This window comes from Acinetobacter sp. ANC 5045 (genome assembly GCF_004331005.1).
Taxonomy (GTDB): domain Bacteria; phylum Pseudomonadota; class Gammaproteobacteria; order Pseudomonadales; family Moraxellaceae; genus Acinetobacter; species Acinetobacter towneri.
The window spans coordinates 1-25,042 of record NZ_SJNS01000011.1 but is presented as its reverse complement, the minus strand read 5'-3'; the positions used below and the strand labels follow the sequence as shown (position 1 = coordinate 25,042).

17 protein-coding genes and 8 tRNA genes are annotated in these 25,042 nt (G+C 41.4%); 17 read left to right on the top strand and 8 right to left on the bottom strand.

The window, feature by feature from the left end:
- The first annotated feature begins 87 nt into the window (after nt 1–87).
- Both E0H79_RS09815 and E0H79_RS09810 read left to right on the top strand, forming a co-directional pair.
- Complete coding sequence (locus E0H79_RS09815; RefSeq protein WP_131261506.1) at nt 88–4,662, top strand: Hpt domain-containing protein; 4,575 nt, start codon at nt 88–90, stop codon at nt 4,660–4,662.
- A gap of 3 nt (nt 4,663–4,665) precedes the next feature.
- Nucleotides 4,666–5,124, top strand: coding sequence for a hypothetical protein (locus E0H79_RS09810; protein WP_131261505.1), 459 nt, complete (start codon nt 4,666–4,668; stop codon nt 5,122–5,124).
- A gap of 81 nt (nt 5,125–5,205) precedes the next feature.
- Here the strand turns inward: E0H79_RS09810 and dapE are convergent, their stop codons facing one another.
- The 3 genes from dapE to E0H79_RS09795 form a co-directional block, all read right to left on the bottom strand.
- Nucleotides 5,206–6,339 (bottom strand): succinyl-diaminopimelate desuccinylase, encoded by a 1,134-nt coding sequence (gene dapE / locus E0H79_RS09805; protein WP_131261504.1) that lies wholly within the window; start codon nt 6,337–6,339, stop codon nt 5,206–5,208.
- 142 nt (nt 6,340–6,481) lie between these two features.
- The gene (locus tag E0H79_RS09800) at nt 6,482–6,628 is read right to left on the bottom strand and encodes an entericidin A/B family lipoprotein (RefSeq protein WP_131261503.1); all 147 of its coding nucleotides are present in this window, start codon (nt 6,626–6,628) and stop codon (nt 6,482–6,484) included.
- A gap of 120 nt (nt 6,629–6,748) precedes the next feature.
- Complete coding sequence (locus tag E0H79_RS09795; protein ID WP_131261502.1) at nt 6,749–7,633, bottom strand: DUF1853 family protein; 885 nt, start codon at nt 7,631–7,633, stop codon at nt 6,749–6,751.
- Between the two features lie 87 nt (nt 7,634–7,720).
- Between E0H79_RS09795 and E0H79_RS09790 the strand changes: the two genes are divergently transcribed.
- The 11 genes from E0H79_RS09790 to E0H79_RS09740 all read left to right on the top strand — a co-directional run bounded on the left by E0H79_RS09790 (nt 7,721) and on the right by E0H79_RS09740 (nt 10,454).
- Nucleotides 7,721–8,101 (top strand): YbaN family protein, encoded by a 381-nt coding sequence (locus E0H79_RS09790; RefSeq protein WP_004968265.1) that lies wholly within the window; start codon nt 7,721–7,723, stop codon nt 8,099–8,101.
- 9 nt (nt 8,102–8,110) lie between these two features.
- Nucleotides 8,111–8,635: a cell wall-recycling L,D-carboxypeptidase ElsL gene (elsL, locus tag E0H79_RS09785; RefSeq protein WP_131261501.1), complete on the top strand. Its 525-nt coding sequence runs from the start codon at nt 8,111–8,113 to the stop codon at nt 8,633–8,635.
- Between the two features lie 273 nt (nt 8,636–8,908).
- A tRNA-Val gene (locus tag E0H79_RS09780) sits at nt 8,909–8,984 on the top strand.
- 26 nt (nt 8,985–9,010) lie between these two features.
- A tRNA-Asp gene (locus E0H79_RS09775) sits at nt 9,011–9,087 on the top strand.
- Nucleotides 9,088–9,138: 51 nt separating this feature from the next.
- Nucleotides 9,139–9,215: transfer RNA gene (locus E0H79_RS09770), tRNA-Asp, on the top strand.
- Nucleotides 9,216–9,235: 20 nt separating this feature from the next.
- A tRNA-Val gene (locus E0H79_RS09765) sits at nt 9,236–9,311 on the top strand.
- 14 nt (nt 9,312–9,325) lie between these two features.
- Nucleotides 9,326–9,402, top strand: a tRNA-Asp gene (locus E0H79_RS09760).
- A gap of 101 nt (nt 9,403–9,503) precedes the next feature.
- A tRNA-Val gene (locus E0H79_RS09755) sits at nt 9,504–9,579 on the top strand.
- Between the two features lie 65 nt (nt 9,580–9,644).
- Nucleotides 9,645–9,721: transfer RNA gene (locus E0H79_RS09750), tRNA-Asp, on the top strand.
- Nucleotides 9,722–9,822: 101 nt separating this feature from the next.
- Nucleotides 9,823–9,898 (top strand) — tRNA-Val (locus E0H79_RS09745).
- 94 nt (nt 9,899–9,992) lie between these two features.
- The gene (locus E0H79_RS09740; protein WP_004977378.1) at nt 9,993–10,454 is read left to right on the top strand and encodes a DUF2750 domain-containing protein; all 462 of its coding nucleotides are present in this window, start codon (nt 9,993–9,995) and stop codon (nt 10,452–10,454) included.
- 25 nt (nt 10,455–10,479) lie between these two features.
- Here E0H79_RS09740 and E0H79_RS09735 read toward each other — a convergent pair whose 3' ends face one another.
- The 4 genes from E0H79_RS09735 to yccS all read right to left on the bottom strand — a co-directional run bounded on the left by E0H79_RS09735 (nt 10,480) and on the right by yccS (nt 17,122).
- A complete protein-coding gene (locus tag E0H79_RS09735) occupies nt 10,480–11,298 on the bottom strand; it encodes a YdcF family protein (protein ID WP_131261500.1) in 819 nt (272 codons plus the stop codon).
- Between the two features lie 167 nt (nt 11,299–11,465).
- On the bottom strand, nt 11,466–14,084 hold the full coding sequence (locus E0H79_RS09730; RefSeq protein ID WP_131261499.1) for a PepSY domain-containing protein: 2,619 nt from the start codon (nt 14,082–14,084) through the stop codon (nt 11,466–11,468).
- A 155-nt stretch (nt 14,085–14,239) separates the two neighbouring features.
- Nucleotides 14,240–14,800, bottom strand: coding sequence for a YcxB family protein (locus E0H79_RS09725; RefSeq protein WP_131261498.1), 561 nt, complete (start codon nt 14,798–14,800; stop codon nt 14,240–14,242).
- A gap of 147 nt (nt 14,801–14,947) precedes the next feature.
- On the bottom strand, nt 14,948–17,122 hold the full coding sequence (yccS, locus tag E0H79_RS09720; protein WP_131261543.1) for a YccS family putative transporter: 2,175 nt from the start codon (nt 17,120–17,122) through the stop codon (nt 14,948–14,950).
- A gap of 251 nt (nt 17,123–17,373) precedes the next feature.
- Between yccS and E0H79_RS09715 the strand changes: the two genes are divergently transcribed.
- The 3 genes from E0H79_RS09715 (at nt 17,374) to gltS (ending at nt 22,063) form a co-directional block, all read left to right on the top strand.
- Entirely contained in the window at nt 17,374–18,558 is a 1,185-nt protein-coding gene (locus E0H79_RS09715; protein ID WP_131261542.1) for a multidrug effflux MFS transporter, read from the top strand.
- 391 nt (nt 18,559–18,949) lie between these two features.
- Nucleotides 18,950–20,206 carry a DcaP family trimeric outer membrane transporter gene (locus E0H79_RS09710; RefSeq protein WP_131261497.1) on the top strand — a complete coding sequence of 419 codons (1,257 nt, stop codon included), beginning with the start codon at nt 18,950–18,952 and terminating at the stop codon, nt 20,204–20,206.
- 615 nt (nt 20,207–20,821) lie between these two features.
- Entirely contained in the window at nt 20,822–22,063 is a 1,242-nt protein-coding gene (gene gltS, locus E0H79_RS09705) for a sodium/glutamate symporter (protein ID WP_131261496.1), read from the top strand.
- Nucleotides 22,064–22,154: 91 nt separating this feature from the next.
- Here gltS and chrA read toward each other — a convergent pair whose 3' ends face one another.
- Nucleotides 22,155–23,381 carry a chromate efflux transporter gene (gene chrA, locus E0H79_RS09700; protein ID WP_131261495.1) on the bottom strand — a complete coding sequence of 409 codons (1,227 nt, stop codon included), beginning with the start codon at nt 23,379–23,381 and terminating at the stop codon, nt 22,155–22,157.
- 269 nt (nt 23,382–23,650) lie between these two features.
- Here chrA and E0H79_RS09695 point away from each other — a divergent pair, with 269 nt between their 5' ends.
- Nucleotides 23,651–24,625 (top strand): patatin-like phospholipase family protein, encoded by a 975-nt coding sequence (locus E0H79_RS09695; RefSeq protein ID WP_165492535.1) that lies wholly within the window; start codon nt 23,651–23,653, stop codon nt 24,623–24,625.
- The last annotated feature ends 417 nt before the right edge of the window (nt 24,626–25,042 follow it).

The following is a 25,042-nucleotide window of genomic DNA, read 5'->3' as shown; positions in this document are numbered from 1 at the left end:
AACTTAACTTTTGGGTTAGGGGCATTCAGGATGGTTACAATTAAGTTGAAGTGCCTTTTGGTGCTGAAAACGTAAGAAGCCTTAGCTATGAAAGAAATATTAAAAAATTTAGTCGAAACAATGACGCTTCCTGAAGATAGTTATCTTGAGCAAGATGCGGAAATTCTTGAAATTTTTGTCGAAGAAATTGAAGAAATCTTCGAAGAATTAAATCCATTATTTACAACTTGGTTTGCGAACCCAACAGATCAAGAAACTTTAGTAACTATTCGTCGTCACTTTCACACTTTAAAAGGCTCGGGTCGCATGGTGGGTGCGAAGTCTGCGGGCGAGTTGGCATGGACGGTTGAAGATACTTTAAACCGTGTGCTTTCGGGTGCGGTAACACTCAATACTGATATTCAAAAATACGCAAAAACTGTTTTAAATATTTATCAATACAAGCTTTATCCAATTTTTAAGCAAGTCGGTTTAATTGATCTTGATTTACGCCCATTGGTGCTTTTAGGACAACAATTACAGCAAAACCAAAGTCCTGAACCTGCACTGGAAGAGTTGCTAGTTCTAGCGGATCAACTGACTGCAACTGATATACTGACAGGGCTAGAATTGGCGGATGCTGCAGTTGAAACAGCAGCTGTCGCAGCAGTTGAATCATCTGAAGATGTAATAACTGCTGAAGAAATGCCGCAGACAGAAGTTGCACAAGAAGAGGCTGCTGATGCAAGCCTATTGGCTGAAACTCTGGCTATTTTTGTGGAAGAAGCTGAAGAGCATTTAGCAACAATTGATCAGTTCTTGGCGCAAGATCAGATTCACTCACATGACTATAATGGCTTAATTCGTGCTTTACATACACTGCGCGGCAGTTCGTCTATGGCGCAAATTGATCAAGTTTTTCAAGCCAGTTCTAAAGTTGAAAACTTGTTTAAAACATTTGTGCAAGATGAAATTGAATCCACCTCTAAAGAAACTGCGCTGTTGGTGCAATATGCAGAATTTGTCCGTGATTATCTGCATGTGCTTCGTCAAGGTCACTGTGATGGTTTAGATGTTATCTACGCAACTTTTAATAAAGCATGGGATAGCTATGGGTTTAGCACCAGCGATACGGAAGACTCTAATCCTCAAGGTTTAGTATCGAAGCTAATCGAACTGAATATTGATCGTTTACTTGATGCCGAATTTGAATTTGATAAATTGGCGCAAGCGCAATTCCCAAGCTATTTAGAAGAACTCAGCGCACAAGCACAATTATTGGTAGAGCATACCGATAACCGTGCGTCTGTGGGTATCCATCAATTTACTGAAGAACTTAAAGCCGCTTACGACAGTGTTTTAGCCAAGCCAATCTTGCTTAACTCTGAATATGGTTATGAGTTATTTGCACAGGCGCACCAAGAGTTTATTCATTTATTCGATACCTTGGCTGCGGGACAGCGTGTTACGGTTACAGAAGACATTCAGAAAACCTTAAATGACTTAACTGCATTTGTGCAGCAAGACATTGATGCAATTGCACTTGAAGATGCTGAAACATCAGAGAGCAACAATGCTGTGGAAACAACAGTTGTTGCAGAACCTGAAGCGGCACCAGTTGCAGTTACTGGCGAAAGTTCGGGCACTGTGAATTTGGCACAATTGTCACAACGTATTGCATCAGATCAACAAAACATGCATGCCGATGATGCCAACAAAGACTTCGATCCTGACTTGCTGGATATCTTCTTGGAAGAAGCAGAAGAGCTTTTGGTGGGTATGGATGAAGATGTTAATACTTGGTCAAAAGACGCCAGCGATACTTCGGCGTTAAATAACTTAATGCGTTATTTGCACACTTTAAAAGGTGGTGCAAATATGATTTCTGCGACGCATATTGGTTTAATTGCACACAACCTTGAGTCGATTTACGAGCGTATCATTAACAACCAAATTGTTGTTTCACCTGCGTTAATTCAAATTATTCGTTTGGTGCAAGATGATATTGCAGACCGTATTCAGACCATTCGTGATGAGCGTGTGGACTATGCTGCGCCAGAGTCGATTGCAATTTTAGGCAACATTGTTAGCTTGGCACAAGGCGATGCAGATGTGTCAGTTGCAAGTGCGACAACCGCAGCGCAGCCTGAACAGACTATTGAGGCAGTAGAAGAGGTTGATGCACAGCCTGAGTTGGCGGTAGAAGCGTTGCAAGATACAACTGCAGATTTAGCTGAAGATGACGCAGTTATTGCTGATGATGCACATTTTGAAGACGCTGCTGCTGCGGCATTTGAGCCGATCACAGAAACTGTAAGTCTTGAAGCAAGTGCTGAATCTGAAGATGAGCAATTACATTCAATTGTGGTTGAGACTTTCAGAGAAGAAGCGGAAGAAATTTTGGATGCTGCAGATCAGCGCTTGAAACAATGGTTTGAACAGCGTAGTGACCGAAGTATCTTGCTTCAATTACAACGTGCGGCGCACAGCTTAAAAGGCGGTGCACGTATGGCTGAAATTGAGTCTGTTGCGCAAATCGCCTATCAACTTGAAAGTGCCTTTGAACAGTTTGCAGTGCATCAATTTAACTCAAATGTTTATGATGCCTTGTTGCAAACCACGTTGGCATGGTTGCGTGATGCAATTTTCAAAGCAGATTACAGCAATTATGACAGCTTAAAATCTAGCTTGTCGGCGATGCAGTTTGTAGATGTATCTGCGCAATTGCCCGAGCGTTTAACGCATACCGACTTGTTATCGCCAAGCCGTAGTTATGAGTTTGTTCAGGGTGATGGTACAGAGCCACCTGCAATGTCGGGTGAGTGGGGCGAAACCACACAGCTTGATAATAGCAATGAGATGATTCGTATCTCTGCCGATTTAGTCGAGAAGATGATTGACTTGTCAGGCGAGAACTCGATTAACCGTTCACGTATTGAAATGGAGCTTGGGCAACTGGGCGGTACGTTGAATGAGATGGAATTGGCGATTAAACGTCTTGCCGATCAGTTACGTCGAATGGAAGGCGAGCTGGAATCGCAAATTATTGCCAAGCACGGTTCTGAAAACTCACGTTATGCAGACTTTGACCCATTAGAGATGGACCAATATTCATCGTTGAATCAGTTGTCTAAATCTCTGGCGGAATCTGCATCGGACTTGGTGGACTTTAAGAGCACCTTGGCTGAAAAAATTCGTGATGCTGAAGGTTTGTTATTACAACAATCACGTATTCAGGCCGAAATTCAAGAAAGCTTGATGCGCACACGCCTTGTACCATTCTCACGTTTATTGCCACGTTTACAACGTATTGTGCGTCAGACTTCATCGACCTTAAACCGTCCAACAGAATTGGTGGTTTATAACACTGAAGGTGAATTAGACCGTACCATTCTAGAGCGTTTGGTGACACCGTTTGAACACATGCTGCGTAATGCGGTCGACCATGGTATTGAAGACCCTGCACAACGTGCTGCAGCCAATAAACCTGAAGTTGGTAAAATTGAACTGAACATTACTCGCCAAGGCACAGATGTTATGGTGACTTTTGTGGATGATGGTAAGGGTATTGATGATGCCAAGATTAAAGAAAAAGCATTGAGCTTAGGTTTAATCAAAGCCGATCAGAATTTAGATAAAAACGAAATTCTGCAATACATTTTCCACCCAGGCTTTACAACAGCACAATCGGTTACACAAATTTCAGGTCGTGGCGTTGGTTTAGACGTGGTGCAAAGTGAGATTAAGGCGCTCGGCGGTCACGTTTCTGTAGATTCAACATTAGGTCAAGGCACAACCTTTAGTATTCGTGTACCAACGACGGTTGCGGTATCCGATGCCTTAATGGTTAAAGTTGGTGATCAACAATTTGCTGTACCGTTGGCGCAAATTGACCGTATTGTACGTATTGCACCAACCACTTTGGAATCTTACTTCAACAGCAATGAAGATTTCTTCCAAATTGACAACCAGAACTACAAGTTACGTTACTTATCTGAGTTCGTTGGCAATCAGCCATTACCGCGTTTAAGCCATGTGGGTCATTCACTACCTGTTCTGTTAATTAAAGGCAGCACAGGTCAAACCATTGCTTTACTAGTCGATCAGTTGATTGGTTCGCGTGGTCAAATTGTTGTGAAACCAATTGGACAACAGTTCTCAAGCATTGGTGCAATTGCAGGCGCAACTATTTTGGGTGATGGTCAAGTTTGTTTGATTTTGGATGGTCAGAACATTGCCCGTCAAATTCTTGCAACGCAACGTACTAAACAAGCCAGCGATCAACGTGATAGCCAACGTCGTGATACACGCCGCTTAATTATGATTGTGGATGACTCAGTCACCGTACGTAAAGTAACTTCACGTCTGCTTGAGCGTCAAGGTTATGATATCGTGACTGCTAAAGATGGTGTCGATGCCATGGAGCAGCTTGAAAACGTCAAACCTGACTTGATGTTACTGGATATTGAAATGCCACGTATGGATGGTTTTGAGGTGACTAACCTTGTGCGCCACCACGACATGCATAGCAATCTGCCGATCATCATGATTACGTCACGTACAGGTGAAAAACACCGCGAACGAGCGTTTAGCTTGGGTGTGACGCACTACATGGGGAAACCGTTCCAAGAGGCAGAATTGCTTGCCAATATTGAACAATTATTAGCAGTCAGTCAGGGGTAAACGATGAGTCAGACGAATAGTCCAAATTTACTCGGGCAAATCAGTCAGCAAGAGCTGCAACATTTAATTACCGTATCTACCGGTTTTATTGATGCTTATATTGTTGAATGTCATGGTAAACAACCGATGCTGATACCTCAAAATATTGTGTTGTCAGCGCTGGATAACGGCACTCAAGTTAAAACTGTGGAATGGCACGAATCGCAATTGCCTGTTTATGCAGTCAATGACCCAGAGAAAAAAATGGGCGTGGCACTGGTCATTGAAGGTGATGAAATGGAGCAGCGTTTTGCTTTGATGTGCAATGAAATGCCTAAAACACTGCGCTTGCGTATTTCTGAAGTAGTGGATGATGACCAACAAACCACGACTGATCCTGCGGTATTCCAATATGTCCGTATGGGTGAGCAGGTCTTTCATGTGCCTAATTTGCAATACATTCAAGAAAATTTGACGATCTAAACGCAATTTTCTCCGTTGTAAAATAGAAAAGGAACTCAAATAGAGTTCCTTTTCTGCTTCATGCAACTAATCTTATTGGATTTAAGTTAGTAATCCTTCCAAAATCTGTTCATAAATTTCTGCCAATGGCTCTAAATCAGCCACATCAACATGCTCGTTAATTTGGTGAATGGTGGCATTGAGTACGCCTAACTCCAACACTTGTGCACCTGTCGGCGCAATAAAGCGACCATCAGATGTACCGCCACTGGTCGATAATTCTGTTTCAACACCTGTGACATTGCGAATGGCTTGACGTGCAGCATTAACCAATTCGCCCACAGGGGTTAAAAATGGCAAACCTGAAAGCGTCCACTCGATTTCATAATCCACTTGATGGCGATCTAAAATTTCCAAGACACGTGCTTTTAGCTCATCTGCAGTCACTTCAGTCGAATAACGGAAGTTAAAGGTCACCGTCATGTTACCTGGGACAACATTGGTCGCACCTGTTCCTGCTTGAATATTTGAAATTTGAAATGAGGTGGCAGGGAAGTATTCATTGCCATGATCCCACACCGTTTCACACAGTTCCGAAATCGCTTTAGACGCGGTATGAATCGGGTTAATTGCCAAGTGTGGATAAGCCACATGACCTTGTTTGCCTTTTACAGTCAAGACACCATTGAGCGAACCGCGACGCCCATTTTTAATAATATCGCCTAATTTATGGGTACTTGAAGGTTCACCTACCAAACACCAAGTCATTTTTTCCTGACGTGCTTCTAAAGTTTCAACGACTTTGACGGTGCCGTTAATAGAGGGGCCTTCTTCATCAGAAGTGATCAAAAAGGCAATTGAGCCTTTGTGATCAGGATGTTTGGCGACAAAGCGTTCAGAGGCAACCACCATGGCTGCCAATGCGGTTTTCATGTCGGCACTGCCACGACCATAAAGTTTGCCATCACGAATTTCAGGTACGAATGGATCGGTATTCCATGCGTCTAAATTGCCAGTTGGTACAACATCGGTATGACCTGCAAAGCAAAAGACTGGTGTTTCCGTACCTTTACGCGCCCAGAGGTTATCTACATCGTCAAAACGCATAGATTCAATCTTAAATCCAATTTTTTCTAAGCGTTCTGCCATGAGGTTTTGACAGTTGTGATCGACAGGAGTGACAGACGGTTGGCGTAAAAGCTGAAGGCTTAAATCCAGAGTAGCAGAAGAGGTCATGAGAGTTTCAGACGTTTATCAAGAGTAAGTGCTAATAATAGGGGAATAATGCAACAAAAGTGAAATTTTAGCGTGAAAAAAACCTTGTCCGAGAACAAGGTTTTTTGTGGTTTTTGTGAAGATATTCGTGAAATACTCAGAATTATTTGCGAATTTCTTGTTGGGTTTTTTCAGCAGTATTACTCACCGCATGACCTGCAGAAGACACGTCTTCGCCCACGCCTTTAATTGTATTACAACCCGTTAAAACAAAGGCTAATAGTAGTGAAGTCGCTAGAAGTTTTTTCATGATCATCTCCAATATGCTCTAGATAGATTATTTTGATGTGTTTTTTAGCTTAGGAAATAAACAGAATAATAAATAGGCAACTTTTATGGTGCTTACGTAATAAAATGTTGAAACAGTTATTCAGCGTGTTAAAGGGGGATAGCTAATCAGCGGTGCAGCGCGATACATATAAAATTGTGAATGTGCCTCTTGATAATACAAACCATCGCCCCACCATTGATTCGGTAGGCTACTGGCTTGAGCATTTTGACAAATCCATTCATGACGTTGTAGGCGATAAAACCGTTCTGCTTGGGCAGGAATATCACTCCCCCAAAGACCTAAACGACGAGCGCGATTAACCCAGTATGGCACAAGTGTTGTAGATGATTGTGCCAAGTGATGTATGGCGAAATACAATTGTCCTTTGAGTACAGCAAAACGGCGTTGAATCGGCACATCCAAGGCTTGTTTAAATTGAAATTGCTTTTGACTAAAATGATTCAGTTTACGCGCTAAAGTATCGGAGCGGTTTAAACCATACCAGTGTGCCAAAGAGCAATCCGCTTCGGCTAAGTAGTATTTTAATGCGACTTCCCAGTGTTCAACCTGCTGCGTGTCATGGTTGTGCAGTAAAAAATCCAGTTCACCCACAGTTTTAGCACCATCAATAATTTGAATACTGTGCCCCAATAATTCGAAGGGATGATAGTCACGATCACGCAGCCAAAACCACATCAACATTTCAAAGCGTAAGCCTAAACGGGTACTTTTCAGTTGATTTAAAAAATCGTACACTGCTTCTGGATGTGAATCTAAATAGGCTAAACGTGATTGATAAGCGTGATAATGCTGCTGCCAAAAAGTATCTGAATGGAATTCAAAAGCATGTTGAATGGGCAATTGCTCAGGCACAGCACATAAAATATTCGGACTTGCCACACTAAAAGCCAACTGACGGATGAGTGGGGTTTTGTAGGTCAGCCATACTTCGGGCAGAAGCTCGGGTTGATACAACTCAATCATTATGAATCCATGCTGAAAAATGCAGAATTACAACGGAAAATTAAAAAACGCTTTATACTACCGCAATTCGTAGTTTAGGACAGTGGTATGCAAAGCTTGTTATGGCGAAGTTTAGTGGTGATCTTTGTCATCCTCGGCTTTATTGGTGCATTGTTGCCGGGTATGCCTACTACTGTTTTCTTGATTTTAGCAGCTTGGGCATCGTCACGCGGTTGGCCGCAAATGGACAACTGGTTACTGAATCATCCTAAATATGGCAGTACACTCAGAGATTGGCGCGCCAATGGTACTGTACCGCGTAAAGCCAAATGGTTTGCAACGATCATGATGAGTATTAGTGCCGTGATCATGCTGTTCACAACTGCGCCCGTTGCGGTCAAAATTTTTACCAATACCACCATGTTGGTGGTGTGTATTTGGTTGTGGTTACGTCCTGAACCACAGCCGCCCACGAAAGAAGAAGAATAGGGTAGCGCAATGTCTTTTTTATACACACAAGCAGATATTTTGATTGATTTAGCCGAGCAAACTTTATATTTGCCGAAGCATCAGAAACTCTACGTCATCTCGAGTGGTGTGAATGGCATTGGTGAAACTGAAAATAGTGGTAAAACACCACGTGGCTGGCATGAAGTCGCTTTAAAATTTGGTGAAAATGAACCTGAAAATGCAGTATTTATTGCGCGTCAACCGACAGGTGAAATTTACAATTTAGATTTAGCTGAACAATTTCCTGAACGGGACTGGATTTTAAGCCGCATTTTATGGCTCAGTGGTTTGCAAGAAGGTTTTAATCAAGGCATTGGCTGCGATACTTTTCAGCGCTATATCTATATACATGGCACACCAGACACAGAACCGATGGGAATTCCTGCATCGCATGGCTGTATTCGGATGCGTAACCACGATATTTTAGAATTGTTTGAACTGATTCCAGAAAAAGCCTTGGTTTATATTTCTGAACACAAGCTAGATTTAAATAGCTTAGGGTTGCTTGGTTGATGGTGCGTTGATGGTGCGAGTCAATTGAATAAAGTTGTATTCATCGCAACATAAAAAACCAATACATTGAGCAGGTAGAGTGCAACGCTAACAAGTTGAAAAGCACATTAATTTTGCTTGAAAACTAAAATAACTTGCAGAATTTGTTTGTTTTTATAGCGGATCACCTATTTTTTAATCACTCAGTCACAAAAAACTGAAAACAAGCCGAAAAGCGTTTGACAGGCGGTAAAGATTCTCTATAATGCACCTCACAAACGATAAAGACGTTAAGGGCGCTTAGCTCAGTTGGTAGAGCGTCTGCCTTACAAGCAGAATGTCGGCGGTTCGATCCCGTCAGCGCCCACCAAGCCTTTACGTTATAGATTCTTACGTGCAGCGGTAGTTCAGTTGGTTAGAATACCGGCCTGTCACGCCGGGGGTCGCGGGTTCGAGCCCCGTCCGCTGCGCCACTTAAGATTCTTTAACCATTGTTTGTACCACAATAGTGACTTTGTGTAAGTGCAGCGGTAGTTCAGTTGGTTAGAATACCGGCCTGTCACGCCGGGGGTCGCGGGTTCGAGCCCCGTCCGCTGCGCCATTTACATAAATTGCTTTTGAGGGCGCTTAGCTCAGTTGGTAGAGCGTCTGCCTTACAAGCAGAATGTCGGCGGTTCGATCCCGTCAGCGCCCACCAGATTCTTTTGCGATGCAGCGGTAGTTCAGTTGGTTAGAATACCGGCCTGTCACGCCGGGGGTCGCGGGTTCGAGCCCCGTCCGCTGCGCCATTCAAAAGAAAAGTTTAGGTTGCCTGATAGACTTAAACTGAAATAATGCAAAGTTTGACAGTTTTGCAAAATCAGAACAAAATATTGTTTTGATCTTATCAGGGCGCTTAGCTCAGTTGGTAGAGCGTCTGCCTTACAAGCAGAATGTCGGCGGTTCGATCCCGTCAGCGCCCACCATATTTTAGTATCTATGCTTGTCATATATACAAAAAAGACCTTAATTGCTTAACGCAATTACCGTTGCAGCGGTAGTTCAGTTGGTTAGAATACCGGCCTGTCACGCCGGGGGTCGCGGGTTCGAGCCCCGTCCGCTGCGCCATTTTTCATTCCCTGATGTGAAAAATGTATTTCAAAGTTCAAGACGACGTGCTTCGCTTGTCTTGCATCATAAAAAATAACGATGTTATTTTTTAATATTCAGGGCGCTTAGCTCAGTTGGTAGAGCGTCTGCCTTACAAGCAGAATGTCGGCGGTTCGATCCCGTCAGCGCCCACCATATCCTTTCATCCTCCTTTATCTTATATTACTTGCGTATTGCAATAAATTCGCCTAAAATTTTTATTTAATAATAATACTAATATCCGTGACTTATGCGAAATCCTTATCAACGTAAAGCTGCATCTAAGCAAGCAACGCAAACTTATAATGCACAAGATATTTACAAGCAATTTATTGAGACCATTGTGTCTCAGGGGCATGTTTTTGCATTGTATGAAGATGGCTGGGCGCTCTGTGCCACGCCTACAGGGCAACGTGCTTTTGCAATGTGGCAAAATAAAAGTCTGGCAAAACTGTTAATTAAAGACAATTGGGCCAATTATCAAGTCGAAGAAATTTCACTGAAAGATTTTATTGAAAAAGTGATTCCATTTTTACGTCAGGAAGCCACCAATATTTCGATGAATCTAAGCCCAGAAGGGCAGAATGTATTGGTTGCCCCTGAAAAGTTATTGCTTGATCTAAAAAATTATTTGTATCAGGTGTATATGCAAAAACCTGAATTTTTTAAAGATATGCAAATTCCTTTACCACGCTCGATACGTTTGAATTAAGCGATCTGCTTGCTAGATTTTATTTTTAATACTCATTCAGCAGCCAACCACTGATATAAGCAAAATACTCGCGTAACCATGCGTTATAGCGGGTATAGAGTGGTGTCGTTGCACTGAGCATGCTGAACTGTGTGTATCCTTGTCGTTTGGCAATGGCTGCTGCACGTGGTGTGTGAAAGTCGCTGGTGACAATTATAATCGGTTGGGTTTTATCTGTGCCTAATGTATGCAGCAAGGGCTGACTGTTTTTCAAATTAAGTGCCGTACTGGTGCTTTGGGTTTCCAAGATAATGTGTGATGCTGCAATTGCATAACGTTGTTGCAAATAATTAGACATCACCTGTGCTTCAGTGAGTTGTTCCGCAAATGCAGGGCCACCACTAACAATGAAATAACTTTGAGGATGCTCCAAGGCATACGCGGCTGCAGTATCCAGTCGTTTGGCGAGCGTGGGCGATGGTTGTCCATTTTCAATGCCACTGCCGAGTACAATCACCACTTTAGCATTGTTGGTTACAGTATTTTGCTGCTGTGTACTGAAATGAATATAAGTAAAAAAGATCAGCAGGCTGATGCACCACAGCCAAAATACGCCCCAACCGAATTTCCACAGCCAATCTAAGCGTGTATGTTGTTTTAAGTAGCTTTGAATCCAAGTATAGAAAATGGCATAACACAGCAGCATCATGCCTATTAAAACAGGTAAAACGGTGCCGAAATGAATTTTCTTTAAGCTGATGAGATAGGCACCATCCAATACTAAAATTAATCCAATTAGGCTACTCAATATTCTTTTAAATAGACTAAATTGTGTTTGTACGTGACTTGCTTGCATGCCTTGCATAATTTTATTGTACTGTGATGCTGTACAAACAGTATAGCCGAAGCTGCTGAAAAATTTTGCCTCAACTGAATTATGTTTCGGCTGAGGCTATGGATAAAACTTGGGTGAATTGCCAAGTTTTAGCTATAGAGCTACAGCGCAAGCCATTTAAAAAGTGTCAACAAATCCTAATACACATCTCGGCGATAACGTCCTTGCTGACGTAATTGTTCCAGTTGAGTCTCACCCAAAATATCTTTTAAGGCTTGGTCGACATCACTGGCCATGCCTTGAATGCTACCGCAGACATAAATCACGGCATTTTGTTCAATCCAGCGTTTTAATTCTTCAGCCTGTTCGCGTAACTTATGGTGTACATAGACTTTTTCGGCTTGATCACGGGAAAAGGCCAAATCAAGGCGTTGTAGCATACCTGTGCTTTGCCAAGCCTCGATGGTGTGCTGATAAAAGTAATCGTGCGCTTGCTGACGTTCACCAAAAAACAACCAGTTTTGGGTGTAATTCAGGCGGGTACGTGCATGCAATAAGCTCATTAATCCTGCAAGCCCTGTACCGTTGCCAATACAAATAATTGGGCGGTCATCATCAATTAAATGGAAAGATGGATTATTGCGAATGCGTAATGCGATATTTTGCCCAAGTGCAGCATGTACAGTTAACCAACCTGAACCTAAGCCAAGCTCGCCTTGAGCATCGAATTTTTGACGCACCACAAGTCTTAAAACCTGTTGTGAAGGAATACTGGCAATTGAATATTCACGACTAGGCAAGGGTGAAAGTTGTGCCAATAATTCATCCGCAGTTTTAAATGTCTGAATTGGCGCGGTGAGGTCTTTATCTGCCAAAGCCTGTACTAAGGTTTGCTGACCATCAGCAAGAATTGTATTGGCATCGAGTTGATGCTGTTTTAAAAAGGCGTGAATCCGTGCAGTGCTGTTTTCAGGCTGAATTTCTGCAATATCACCTGCAGACCAATGCACATCATGTTGTGCTAACAGTTCAATATTGAAGGCGGGTGCGCCTAAACTGTTGGGATTTAGCAAGTCACGTTGCTGTAAGGTCCATGTATCAAAAGTTTTTTCGATATGCATACTTGGTAAGTCAAGTTGTGTGACCTGTACCAAAGCCTGATTCCAACGCTGTATGTCTGCAGGATTGGCATTATTTACTTCAATGGTATTGAACAAGGCATGTGCTTGATTACGTTGCAGCCATGCAGCAATCGTATGTCCAAAACGGCAGTAATGATCTGCATATTCACGTGAACCTAAAGCCAGTACTGCATAACGCAAATGACTCAGGTCACAGGTTTGCGGTAGGATTTTTTTCACAAAACTTGAGGTCAAATCGGGTGCATCACCTGTGCCATAAGTGCTAGCAATACATAACAGTTGGGTGGTGTTTTTAAGGTCTTCAAGGCTGAGATGTTGCAGAGCTTTGACTATGACAGGTTGATGTGCCTCTTGCAGACTAGTTGCAGTACGCCATGCCAATTGTTCGGCAGTACCTGTTTGGCTGGCATAGACGATGAGCCAGTGTTCAGCATTTGGGTCGATCTGAAATTGAGTGTGGATTTGACGTGCAGCAAGAGTCAAACGCTTTTGTTTACGACGTTTTAAATACAACATCCAGCCTGTGATGAAAAATAGTGGCATCATCAAGGCAGAAAGCATTGCCAAAAATTGATAAACAGGCCCAAAGAAACTACCGCGATGCACAGGCAGCATACTACTCATGATTTTTTCATTGAGCTGTTTGTCTGCATATAATTCAAGTTGAGTAATACGTGCCTGTTGATAATCAAAAGTTGCCCTATTGCGGGCACGTTCATGTTGTGGAATGGCATCGACAAAGTTGATTTCAATTTCACTATTGGCATGTTTAGGCACATTAAAAGTGATGCTGGAATAATCCTGTCCCAATTGCTGCGGGAAATGCTGCCATGCCTGAGTCAATGCAAGATTGATTTGTGCCTGATCCAGTGTATTTTGTTTGGCTGGTTTTGTGGTATTTGGGCGATGTTCCGCAGTTTGCATTTGCGCAGCTTGATGGAGTGCTTGAGCATTTGGATTTACAGTTTTATTGCGTCCATCTGCTTGCAATTGCGCTTGTGGTCTTTCCACACCCATGACTTTAAACATGCCATTGCGCCACCACTCATACGACCAATACAGTCCTGTGCATGCCAAAACTAGATAGAAAATCACCACCCACGTGCCCACTACCGCATGTAAATCCCAAATAAAATTACGTCCTTTTAATTGAGGTTTGAGCGCAAACCATTGTTTAAATGAATGGCGTTTCGGCCAGCGTAGGTAAATGCCACTTAACACAAAGAACAACAACATGAGGGTACATGCGGCTGTAATTTGTTTACCAATAGGCCCTACGGTTAAGTTGCGGTGTAATTGCTGAATAAACTGGAAAAATTCACGTCCCCGAATTTCAGGCAACACTGCTGCCGAGTAAGGATTAATCAGGATATTTTGTCCACGTTTTGCACCTTCTTTCGCAATATTGATGGTTGAAGATGCAGCCGGGTCTTTTGCAACGGTGATGCTATTAATTTTATAGTCAGGTTGGGTACGCTGAAAATGTTGATAAATTTCTGCAGGGCTTAGTTTGGCTTTCTGCTCAACTTGTACCTGATAACTGTTCGGATTCATCCATTTTAGAATTTCTTGTTCGTAGGAATAAATCGCACCTGTCACGCCCATGAGTGACAAGATCAGTCCTGCAGTAATACCAAGGAACCAGTGAATTTGGAAAAAGGCTTTCTTCAGCATAAGCGTTGGTTGTTGAGTATGAATTGTGATGCAGAATAATGCAGAGATGAAGTTAATGCAAATGCTATTTATTCTCATTATCGTTCATTGTTTTAATTTTAAGCAAAAAAAACCTCCATCACAGGGGATAGAGGTTTATTTTTAAATAGGGATATTTAGATTTGCTTGGCTTCGCCTGCAGCTTCAGTCAAATGCTTGCGAATGGTGTTGAACGAAAAGTTCTTGCTGTCCATACGCTTAGGCAGAATATAAGCACCTTGCTGACCTTTTACTTTGAAGTTCATCAAAATAAATTCAGGGGTATTGTACCATTCATACACATCTTTCCAGCCAATTGCACCCACGCCTTCTTGAGCGCCCATTTGCTGACGCATCACGATACCGTGCGGCTGTACGCCTAAACGAATCCCTTTAATTTCTTGAACAGGAAATTCATTCATTTTTCGCTTAACGTACCATTCCAAGCCGTATTTACGCACGAGCAGGTAGAGCACCACACAGACAATGGCAACCCAGCAGAAAATTGTCGAATAATTTTTTAATAGCAGAATGCCTAAAATGGAAAGGGCAACAATCACACCCATAATAATCCATGCTTTCATGCTAATTTTATTGGTACTGCGCCAAATTACCAGTTGTGCGTGACGTTGTTCTTCTTCAGAAACTTCGTAGATCACAGGCTGTAGGGTATAGGCGTATAAACTTTTCGCGGTCATAGTGAAACTAACAAATTTAAAACTATAAAAAGTTTAGCATTAATTGCTGTCATGCAGTGAGTATATTGTCGCAAAATCATGCTAAGGTCGGTGAATACTTGTGCAGCTTAGGGCGAATAAGTAGGCACTGACCGTTTGCAGGATTGTTTATAAAGACGCCAGTTCAGTTGCGTCCTGATCATGTTCGTGGCTTAAACTTTGTTTTAAGCGACTTAATTGCTGCAAGATACTCATCATCAAAGATAATTGCTGCAAAATAATTAATGATTTTTGATCTTCTTCTTTGTTTTGGCTTAAACGCTGACGAATGGTTTGCAACATGTTGTGTGCACTTAAATCTGGCGTTTCATCTTTCAGTAAAGCACCTTGAATATCGTCCATTGCTTGATCGAGCAGTTGCAAGACTTCCTGATCGTCAATTTTGTCACGATGCGCACCAAGTGCAGCAATATAGCTAATAAAGGTGTGATTTAGACACAAGAACTCAAAGGCTTGAGCTTTTTGATTGGGGTCAAAATCAGGTTCGGTGGCGAGTGTTGAAATCAGTGAAGCAACTTCTGCATCGGTATTATGAGCAGCACGGCGCACCACACGATAATTCAAACCGTTGTTGCGTCCATTTTTATATTGTTCAATCACTTCTGCCAAATAGCCACATTGCGCGGTGAGTGAGCGGCGAATCGTGCGTGATAGACGGCGGAATTTCCAATCGGGGAAGATAAAACTCACGCCAAACCATGCTAGCGCACAACCAATTAAGGTATCGACCATACGTGGCACAGCTGCGGCATAGCCCAAACCTTCTAGGTTAAAATTCATCAGCGCCAAAATGGTCATAAAGGCAGTGGCTTGTGCATATTGTTTACTGCGCAATTCAAAGAACAACATGCCACTAATCACTAAAACCAGTAATTGCCCTTCTACAGATGGTACAAAATATAAAATGGTGTAGCCGACTACAATCCCTGCCAACGTCCCAATAATACGCAAACGTAAACGTCGTTTGGTGGTGTTAAAGTTGGGCTGCATCACAAACAGGGCGGTCAGTAAAATCCAGTAGCCATATTGAATATTGGTGACTTGCACAAAAATATAGCCAATCAATAGTACAATCGACAAACGAATGGCGTGGCGGAACAAGACCGATTCTGGGGTTAAATGCTGCTTGATCCGAATGACAATATCATCCCAACTTTTTAAGTCGTCATCTTTCAGTTGTTGTTCAATATGTTTTGATTTATCCAGTTTAATATTGCGTTCGGTTTCAAGGTTACGCAATTGAGCATCAATAGATTTCAGGTTTTGGTATAGGGCAAACAATGCATTAATCCAGACTTGGTCATATTGCTGTTCACTGCGCAGTTTTTCTAAAGACTGTTTAAGATTTTCAAAAGCATGTTTAAAACGCTTGTTATGCACATAAGGTTTACGGTGCAAAATGCTTTCGCTTAAATCTTTACAGGCTTTGCCCTGAATCGACAAAATGCGTTGGAAGCGAAATAAAATATCGCTGTGCTGAAATATTTTCGCCAGTTTTTGATAATCAATATGTGCAGAGTCGGCACGTTCGTGAATGTCTTGTGCGACAAAGTAATACTGTAAGCTACGTCGGGTATCTTTTTGCCCGCGGTCACCTTTTAAACGGGTCAGTAAAGCGGTTTTTAAGTCGTTAAAAATCGCAATTAATTTGCCATTTTCAAGTGATAAATCAATGATACTTTGTTGATAACTCGGTGCAGTCATATCCACATCAAATAGATTTGATTTGGCAAATAAAAAATCACCCAAAGAAGAATAACTGAGTGAAAGTTTGTCTTGTAAGGCACGAACAGGGAACAGTAAAAAGCTGATGGTCGAAATTAAGCCGTACCAAATTGCGCCCGAAACCAAAAGCAGCGGCTGCATGTACCAGTCATCAAATAGGTTGACGCCAAGCATGGAATAGACTGACACCACCAAACAGCCATAAGAAATGGTGGCATAACGTCGTCCGAGCGAACCGAGCAAAATTAAGACAATACACGACAGGATTAAGCCTGTAGCAAATAAAATAGGATGCGGAAATAAAAACTGAATTGATGTGGCGGTAACAAAGAAACCAATATAGGTATAGAGCTGATTGACAATACGCACCGAAAAACGGTCATCAATATCACTCAAACCTGCGGCAAGCACACCTAAAGTTAAAGGAATAGTGGCAAGCTGCATCCCCATAAAATAGGGAACAAAAGCAGTTCCCGCAAATGCAATGAGCATGCGGATGTTATACATAAATGTGGTGTTATAGGTCGCTTGTTTGAGCTTTATCAGCCAAGGTTTCAACATCATTCCTTTAAGTAAACTTTTCTGTCTAAACAGAGATTTATGCTGCAAGATGAAGGTTTGCGTACATTGTAACTGTAGATGAGATGTTTAGAGTACCTAATATGTGAAAATTCATCTTTGATCACAACAAATCATACTATGGAGCGTGTAAGCTTGTCTGTACATCTGTCATTTCATCATAAAATATGAGCATATCGAAAACGCTGCCAAGTTCAAGCAGTACGCCACCATCTAGGCAACAACCCAACATGCGGCAATATTCGACTGCGTGGATTTTATTGTTGGCGTTATTGACTTCGCTTGGGCCTTTATCGATTGATATGTATTTGCCTGCCTTGCCCGTTATGGCAAGCGAGTTTGGCGTATCGACCCAAATGGTCGCAAACAGTTTGCCTGCCTACTTTTTAGGTTTGGCATTGGGTCAACTGATTTACGGGCCGCTGAGTGATCGGATTGGACGTAAGCCGCCTTTATATTTTGGCTTGGCACTATTTTCACTCGCCAGTATGTTGTGTGTGTTTGCACAAAATGAATGGGGACTGATTGCTGCACGTATTTTGCAGGCTTTGGGTGGTTGTGTAGGTGTGGTAATTGCACGTGCAGCCATTCGTGATCGCTTGGATTTGCAAACATCCGCTCAAGCTTTTTCGAGCATGATGATTGTGATGACCATTGCGCCCATTATTGCACCTACGCTGGGTGCATGGGTACTTAGATGGATGAATTGGCAAGCTATTTTTGTAGTGCTGACCTGCGTTGGAATTATTTGCTGTTTATGTGTGCACTTCTTTTTTAAAGAAACTTTGGCGAAAGAACGTCGTTTAAATTTGAACTTTCAGCAAGTACTGACCTTATATTTTGCCATTTTAAAAGATCGTGATTTTCGTTTTCCAATGTTGGCAGGCTGTCTGACTGGTGGGGCATTGTTTTGCTATATCAGCGGTTCAAGTGCAGTCATGATGGATCAATATGGCTTGAGTGAAACAGCTTTTGCTTATGTGTTTGGTGCCAATGCGATTGGTATTATGCTGTTTTCGACCCTGAATAAAAAAATCAGTGGCAAATTGGGTGTGTTACAACGCTTAAAATTGGGCAGCATGATTCAACTGAGTGGTGCGGTCATTCTACTGCTTGCAGGTAGTTTGGGGTATGCACCTTTGGCATTGGTGATGGTCGGTTTATTTCTTGCCGTGTCTGGGATTGGTTTTACAGGCCCGAATGCCATGGCACTAGCTATGGCAAAACAAGGCGCACGTGCAGGAACAGCCAGTGCGGTCATGGGCAGTGTGCAATTCTTTTGTGGCTTGATTGGTGGAGTGTTACTCAACTTTTTAACAGGCAGTGCTTTGCTGAATATGGCTGTATTAATGCTGCTATTTATTGGGTTTGGGATGTTTGCCGTTTTTCATATTTTGCAACCTCAATCAGATTGAGTTGGGGTCAATACTTTTTCAAATGGTGATTTTTTTCGAAAAAATCGGGCTTTTTAACAGAACTGAAATATATACAATAGTCTAATGGTGGTGTAAATACTTGAATAATCAACCTATTTAAGGTGTTGAATTTTATATGGTTTAATTGTTTAAATCTGTAATTATGATTAATTGTGATTTCTTATTCGGGAAAACTGATTTTAATAAACGTCATAACTTGATAGATTGAAGTCTGTAATAAATGACACAATTTGAAATATTTGAGTGTCTTGGACTATTTGGCAAAAGTGTTTTGATTTTTAAGCCATTTTTATAATTCGATGTGAAATCGATAGATGACGAACAAAATCATCATGCACGGATGCAGCGTTGTTTTATTTTGGAGAGATAAATGAGTCAATTACTCAACGGTCAATTTATGATCAAAGGTTTAGCTATTGCTGTTACAACTTTAATGGTAGGTACTGCACACGCAGCAAAAACTGAGCAACAACAAATTCAAGAACTTCGTCAAGAAGTTGAAGCATTAAAATCATTAATTCAGCAACAACAGCAAGTACAACAACAGCAGCAAACTCAAATTGCCCAAGTACAACAGGCGAAGCCTGCTGCACCTGCAAGTGCATTAAGCAGCTTAAAGTCTAAATCAGGCGCAGATGTTTCTATTTATGGTTTTGTACGTGGTGATGCAAACTATATTATTAAAGGTGCTGATAATGACTTTAACTCGGCAAGTACGAGTAAAGAAGAAGCAAGTGACAAATTACGTGCTACTGCCAAAGTAACTCGTTTAGGTTTAGACTTTAATACACCTGTTGGTGACAACAAAGTAGGTGGTAAAGTTGAGGTTGACTTTGCGAGTGCCGCAGAGAATTTACGTATTCGCCATGCTTATTTAACTTTAAATAATTGGTTATTCGGTCAAACTACATCGAACTTCTTGTCTAATCATGCACCAGAAATGATCGACTTTAATACAAATATTGGTGGTGGTACAGCACGTGTACCGCAAGTTCGTTACAACTATAAATTAGCCCCTGCAACACAATTATTTGTTTCTGCCGAAGAAGGTAATAGTTCAGCTACAGATAGTGATGTAACTTATCGTGCCCCGGTGTTAACAGCTAAAGTGACTCAAGGTTTTGCTGATGGTAAAGGTTTAGCTTCTGCACGTGCATTGGTTGAACATTACAAATCAGAAGCAGCAAATGATGATAAAACTGGTTGGGGTGCTGCTGTAGGTACGAATTATCAAGTTGCAGAACCTTTAAAAGTATCTGCTGATGTCTCTTATGTTAAGGGCAACAGTAACTACTTATATGGTAATAACTCAGCATTTGTAGTTGATGGTAATAGCATTGAGCAAAATGAAACGATTGGTGTACAAGTGGGTGCAACCTATAAGTTCTCACCACAACTACGTTCAACTTTAGCCTACGGTGCTTTATTTGCGGATGATGGTACAGACTATGCGCGTATAAATGATGATGCTAACGAGAAAGTACAACAAGCGTGGATTAACTTTATCTATTCACCTGTAAAACCAGTCGATTTAGGTATTGAGTATATTAATGGTGAACGTGAAACATTTGCTGGTGAAAAATTCAGTGATGACCGTGTAGGCTTTATGGCGCGTTATAGCTTCTAAGTCGCTACTTTTGAGCAAAATCCAAAACAGAGCTTAATTTTAAGCTCTGTTTTTTTATGTATGAAGTTTATACCACTAATTCAGTAACTTAAATTTTATCCATTTTCAAAGAATGCTGTAACTTTCACTTATAGCTTAAAACAATCATTAAAAATTATAGAAAAAACGCAGAAAATAGCAGCTTTTTATCAAAAAAAATGCATAATGATCGACCTTTAATCTTGCTGTTTTTTGTCAAGTGGTTGAATATCTTTATCGGAAGGTATTTATCCACCTCAGATATTTTGGAGCTTATATGAGATTACCTCTCAGTGTTAAGCCGATTCAGTTGTTTGCACTCGAAGTCACCCCGAAAGTGAAAATGCTGTCTTTTGTCTGTCTTTTCTTCTGTTCTAGGCAAACGCAGATGATAACGCTTGAGTGAAACCAAAGGATGGGTTGGCTGAGCGAAATGCATACCTCTTAAACTTCGGTCAAATACGATACTGTTTACATACTTTGTATTGCGGCATTTTTTAGTTGATTTAGAGTCATAGTGATGCAAATGCTTTGGTTTGCATAGACAGCTCTTCATCATATTAAAAAATAATCTGCAATCACTATATGGATATTGCCATGGAATTTACTTTTAACGCGTTTTATACGCTGATTGCTGCGGTCATCGTCCTGCTCTTAGGGCGACTTTTAGTCAATAAAATTGATTTTTTAAAACGCTATAATATTCCTGAACCTGTTGCAGGTGGTTTGGTTGCCGCTATTGTTTCATTGTTGGTGAATCAATTTTGGGGTTATAGCATTACCACCAGTAGCGCATTGCAAACCAGCTTTATGCTTATTTTCTTCGCCTCGATTGGTTTAAGCGCGAACTTCACAAAATTGCGTCAGGGCGGAATCGGTTTAATTATTTTCTTGATTGCAATTTCCACATTTATTGTGTTGCAAAACATTGTCGGCATTAGTCTTGCAACATTGTTAGGTATTGATCCACTAATTGGTTTAATTGCAGGATCGATTACTTTAACTGGCGGTCATGGTACAGCAGGTGCGTGGGGTGAAATTTTAGAAACCCAATATGGTATTCAAGGTGCTTTGGCACTGGGCATGGCAAGTGCGACCTTTGGTTTAATTATTGGTGGTTTAATTGGTGGTCCACTGGCTAAAACTTTAATCAACCGTCATCAATTGGCTGTACCACGTACCGACGAACAAATTGAAAAACGCGATAATACGCCTGCGGATCAAGATTCCAATGAGTTTATTCCATTTGAATATCCGCATCAGGTTCGTTTAATTACAGCAGATAATGCAATTACTACTTTGGGTTTATTTGCTGGATGTTTGGCATTTGCCGAATTTATGACAGGCGCTGCCAAAGGCACGATGTTTGAATTACCAACTTTCGTTTGGGCATTGGCGGGCGGTGTGGTTCTGCGTAATGTCTTAGAAAGTATTTTTAAAGTTAATATTTTTGACCGTGCGATTGATGTGTTTGGGAATGCATCTTTATCGTTATATTTGGCGATGGCGTTGTTGTCACTCAAACTATGGCAATTGGCCGATTTGGCAGGTCCGTTGATGGTGATTTTAGGTGCGCAAGCACTCACAATGGCGTTATATGCAGCTTTTGTGACCTTCCGTCTTATGGGGAAAAACTACGATGCAGCCGTGTTGGCAGCAGGACACTGTGGTTTTGGGATGGGGGCAACGCCAACAGCAGTCGCCAATATGCAGGCCATTACCAATATGTATGGTCCATCTTATAAAGCGTTCTTGATTGTGCCGCTGTGTGGTGCATTCTTTGTCGATTTAATTAACGTTGCGGTGATTCAATCTATTCTAAAATTCTTTGGTGGCTAAGCTCCAAAGCATTCAGGCTTGATTCAGTCATCCACAAAAAATGCCAGTTCAATTGAACTGGCATTTTTATTTGATCTGTAGCATTTTTAATTTAAGCCATGAAATGCAAAAATGCTGTATAGACCAGAAAACTACCAATTAAACTGAGCCAAACAGGTAGTTTGGATTTTAATAATCCAATCACCAAAACAATAAACAGCAGATCAGCAATACTCAAAATATGACGCTGTGCCATTGCGAGCACCATATACAGCAGCAAACCGACTACCGCTGCATTAATCCCTGTAACCGCATGACGAATATAGGCTTGCTGCATCAACCAAGACCAATAAGGCAAAGTCGAAAATACTAAAAAGAAAGATGGCAGAAAAATCGCCAACGTGGCTAAAGTCGCATTCAGCAGCATTGATTCTGTCATTGGAATCAAACTGCCCAAATATGTTGCAAAGCTGAACAGTGGACCAGGCACCAATTGCGCTATGGCATAACCCAAATCGAACTGTTCTGCACTGACTAAGCCTGTGCTAACAAAATCTTGATGCAATAAAGGCAAAATGACATGCCCTCCGCCAAAGACCAAAGATGCGGCTTGATAGAAACTTAAATTGGCTGCATAGAGTAATTGAGGTTGCAGCCAGTTTAGACCTGACAGCACAATAAAGGGTGCAACAAAAAGTACTGCCCAAAATACAGCATAACGACGATGTTTGAGTAAATGTGCCGCAGTAAAATGAGTATCTGTCGCCGTTGTATTGGTGGATGCTGGTGCAGCAGTCGGTGCTGCGCGTTTCGCCATCCAAATGCCAAAACAAGCGGCAATCAGAATCACCAAAACTTGATTGAAGCTCAATGGCACCAGATAAATAAATAGGGCAGAAGCAAACATTAAGGCATATTGCCAAACCGTTTTACAAAAACTACGCAGCATTTGCCAAAATGCCCAAGCCACCACGGCCAATACGATCAGTTGAATACTGTGAAAGCTATTTGACGACAGTACATCAAAATATTGATGTCCCAAAACTGCAACCAAAACCATAAACAACGCTGAAGGTAGGGTAAAACCCAACCAAGCTAGGACTGCACCCCAATAGCCTTTTTGCAAATAACCAATCGCTAACCCCACCTGACTACTAGTTGGGCCAGGTAAGAGTTGTGCAAGTGCGACAATTTGTGAATACTGGGATTCATCTAGCCATTTGAGTTGATGCACAAAACGCTGATGGAAAAATACCAAATGCGCTGCAGGCCCGCCAAAAGACAGACAGCCTAATTGCAGAAAAATCCAGAATAATAAGGAATAAGAAGGTGTTGGCATATAATTTTAGACAGATTCGACTTGTGCGCCACTGTAGTGGCTAGACGTGACAGTTTAACGAATTACTACAAGGATCGGTTAAAATAATAGATAGACTATGGGCGGTCATGTAAGGCGAAACAAATAGCATCAGTGGCATGGTTAAGATGGTTGCTGTATCAAGTTAGCTGATCAACCTTGTCACGATTGGCGGTGAAATATCGACTGAAACCTATGGATTCAAGAAGGTCATTATGAAAATTGGGTATGTATCTCTTACAGCATTATTGATGGTGGGATGTCAGGCAGTGCCATCACAGCAGCAATTTTCGACTCAAACTTTACTTGAGTCGCAGCCCGTGGTTGAAGCAGAGTCACGCCTGAATCAAATTGATTTTCGTCAGTTAAAACAACAAAAAAAACGTCCAGTTGTCGCCTTGGTTTTGGGCAGTGGTGGCGCACGTGGTTATGCACATATTGGGGTGATTGAAGTACTTGAGCAGTACGGTATTCATCCTGATTTTATTGTGGGCAGCAGCGCAGGCAGCATTGTCGGTTCAATTTATGCCAGTGGTAAAAATGCACAGCAATTACGTGAAATTGCCATGAATATGAAAGCCAATGATGTGCGGGATGTGACTTTAGATTTAAAAGGCTTTTTTGATGGTAAAAAAGTTGAAAATTATGTCAATGCACAAGTCGATCAACTCCGTTTGGAGCAATTTAAAATCCCGATGTACGTGGTGGCGACTGAATTAAAAGAAGGCAAAAAAGTCGTATTTAATTATGGCAATACGGGGCAGGCAGTGCGTGCGTCAGTGTCTATCCCAAGTATGTTTGTACCTACTAAAATTGCAGAACATGAATATGTCGATGGTGGTTTAGTGAGCCCTGTACCTGTCAAGGTTGCACGCGATTTAGGGGCAGATATTGTGATTGCCGTGAATATTTTGGCGCAGCCTATTCATACTGAAACCAGTAATGTGTGGGGATTGTTTAACCAAAATATTAATATTATGCAAAAGCATTTGGCCAATGAAGAATTGAAACTGGCAGATGTGGTCATTCAACCCGATTTACGTGAAAAAGCCCATATTTTTGATGTGAAAGGGCGCGAAGCGACTATGCTGGCAGGTGCAGAAGCAACCGCAGCGCAATTAAATAAAATTGATCAGGTCTATCAACAGCATCATTATGCGCATGGGCATAGAATTGTAGACTATAAAGTGAGTAATACTTTTGGGCTTTATGGACAGTTTAAATAGCTGTCCAGATCCTTCATTTAGGTCAATTCAATGAAATCAACAGATTTAACTTAAGTCTAATTAGGTGCTTGATAAAAATAACTTTAATGTTAGATTACTTAGATTTATTCTTTGTAAGTATTTGATATTATAGTTTAAAAATAAAGATACCCTAAAGATATCTAAATACTGAGATGAGGTATTTAGACTTAAAATCAATTTTTTAGCGTGTTCTTTCGCACCGTTTCCATTTATTCTATTTAACCCGAATTACGGATAAGAAAAGCCCTTGAAAAAAAGGTAGTTAGAGCCATTTAGAAAGTTACGACACAACCCAAAGGCTCTAACTACCATGTACGATTTTACAGAAATTTTTTGTATTGTTGATGATTTTTTCAAAAAATTTGAACCCATCTATTGGCAATTTCTCAAGCAAGA

What these genes read in the sequence shown, in the direction of transcription:
- E0H79_RS09815 (WP_131261506.1), top strand. Translation starts at nt 88, where the DNA reads ATGAAAGAAATATTAAAAAATTTAGTCGAAACAATGACGCTTCCTGAA.
- E0H79_RS09810 (WP_131261505.1), top strand. Translation starts at nt 4,666, where the DNA reads ATGAGTCAGACGAATAGTCCAAATTTACTCGGGCAAATCAGTCAGCAA.
- dapE (WP_131261504.1), bottom strand. Translation starts at nt 6,339, where the DNA reads ATGACCTCTTCTGCTACTCTGGATTTAAGCCTTCAGCTTTTACGCCAA.
- E0H79_RS09800 (WP_131261503.1), bottom strand. Translation starts at nt 6,628, where the DNA reads ATGAAAAAACTTCTAGCGACTTCACTACTATTAGCCTTTGTTTTAACG.
- E0H79_RS09795 (WP_131261502.1), bottom strand. Translation starts at nt 7,633, where the DNA reads ATGATTGAGTTGTATCAACCCGAGCTTCTGCCCGAAGTATGGCTGACC.
- E0H79_RS09790 (WP_004968265.1), top strand. Translation starts at nt 7,721, where the DNA reads ATGCAAAGCTTGTTATGGCGAAGTTTAGTGGTGATCTTTGTCATCCTC.
- elsL (WP_131261501.1), top strand. Translation starts at nt 8,111, where the DNA reads ATGTCTTTTTTATACACACAAGCAGATATTTTGATTGATTTAGCCGAG.
- E0H79_RS09740 (WP_004977378.1), top strand. Translation starts at nt 9,993, where the DNA reads ATGCGAAATCCTTATCAACGTAAAGCTGCATCTAAGCAAGCAACGCAA.
- E0H79_RS09735 (WP_131261500.1), bottom strand. Translation starts at nt 11,298, where the DNA reads ATGCAAGGCATGCAAGCAAGTCACGTACAAACACAATTTAGTCTATTT.
- E0H79_RS09730 (WP_131261499.1), bottom strand. Translation starts at nt 14,084, where the DNA reads ATGCTGAAGAAAGCCTTTTTCCAAATTCACTGGTTCCTTGGTATTACT.
- E0H79_RS09725 (WP_131261498.1), bottom strand. Translation starts at nt 14,800, where the DNA reads ATGACCGCGAAAAGTTTATACGCCTATACCCTACAGCCTGTGATCTAC.
- E0H79_RS09715 (WP_131261542.1), top strand. Translation starts at nt 17,374, where the DNA reads ATGCGGCAATATTCGACTGCGTGGATTTTATTGTTGGCGTTATTGACT.
- E0H79_RS09710 (WP_131261497.1), top strand. Translation starts at nt 18,950, where the DNA reads ATGAGTCAATTACTCAACGGTCAATTTATGATCAAAGGTTTAGCTATT.
- gltS (WP_131261496.1), top strand. Translation starts at nt 20,822, where the DNA reads ATGGAATTTACTTTTAACGCGTTTTATACGCTGATTGCTGCGGTCATC.
- chrA (WP_131261495.1), bottom strand. Translation starts at nt 23,381, where the DNA reads ATGCCAACACCTTCTTATTCCTTATTATTCTGGATTTTTCTGCAATTA.
- E0H79_RS09695 (WP_165492535.1), top strand. Translation starts at nt 23,651, where the DNA reads ATGGTGGGATGTCAGGCAGTGCCATCACAGCAGCAATTTTCGACTCAA.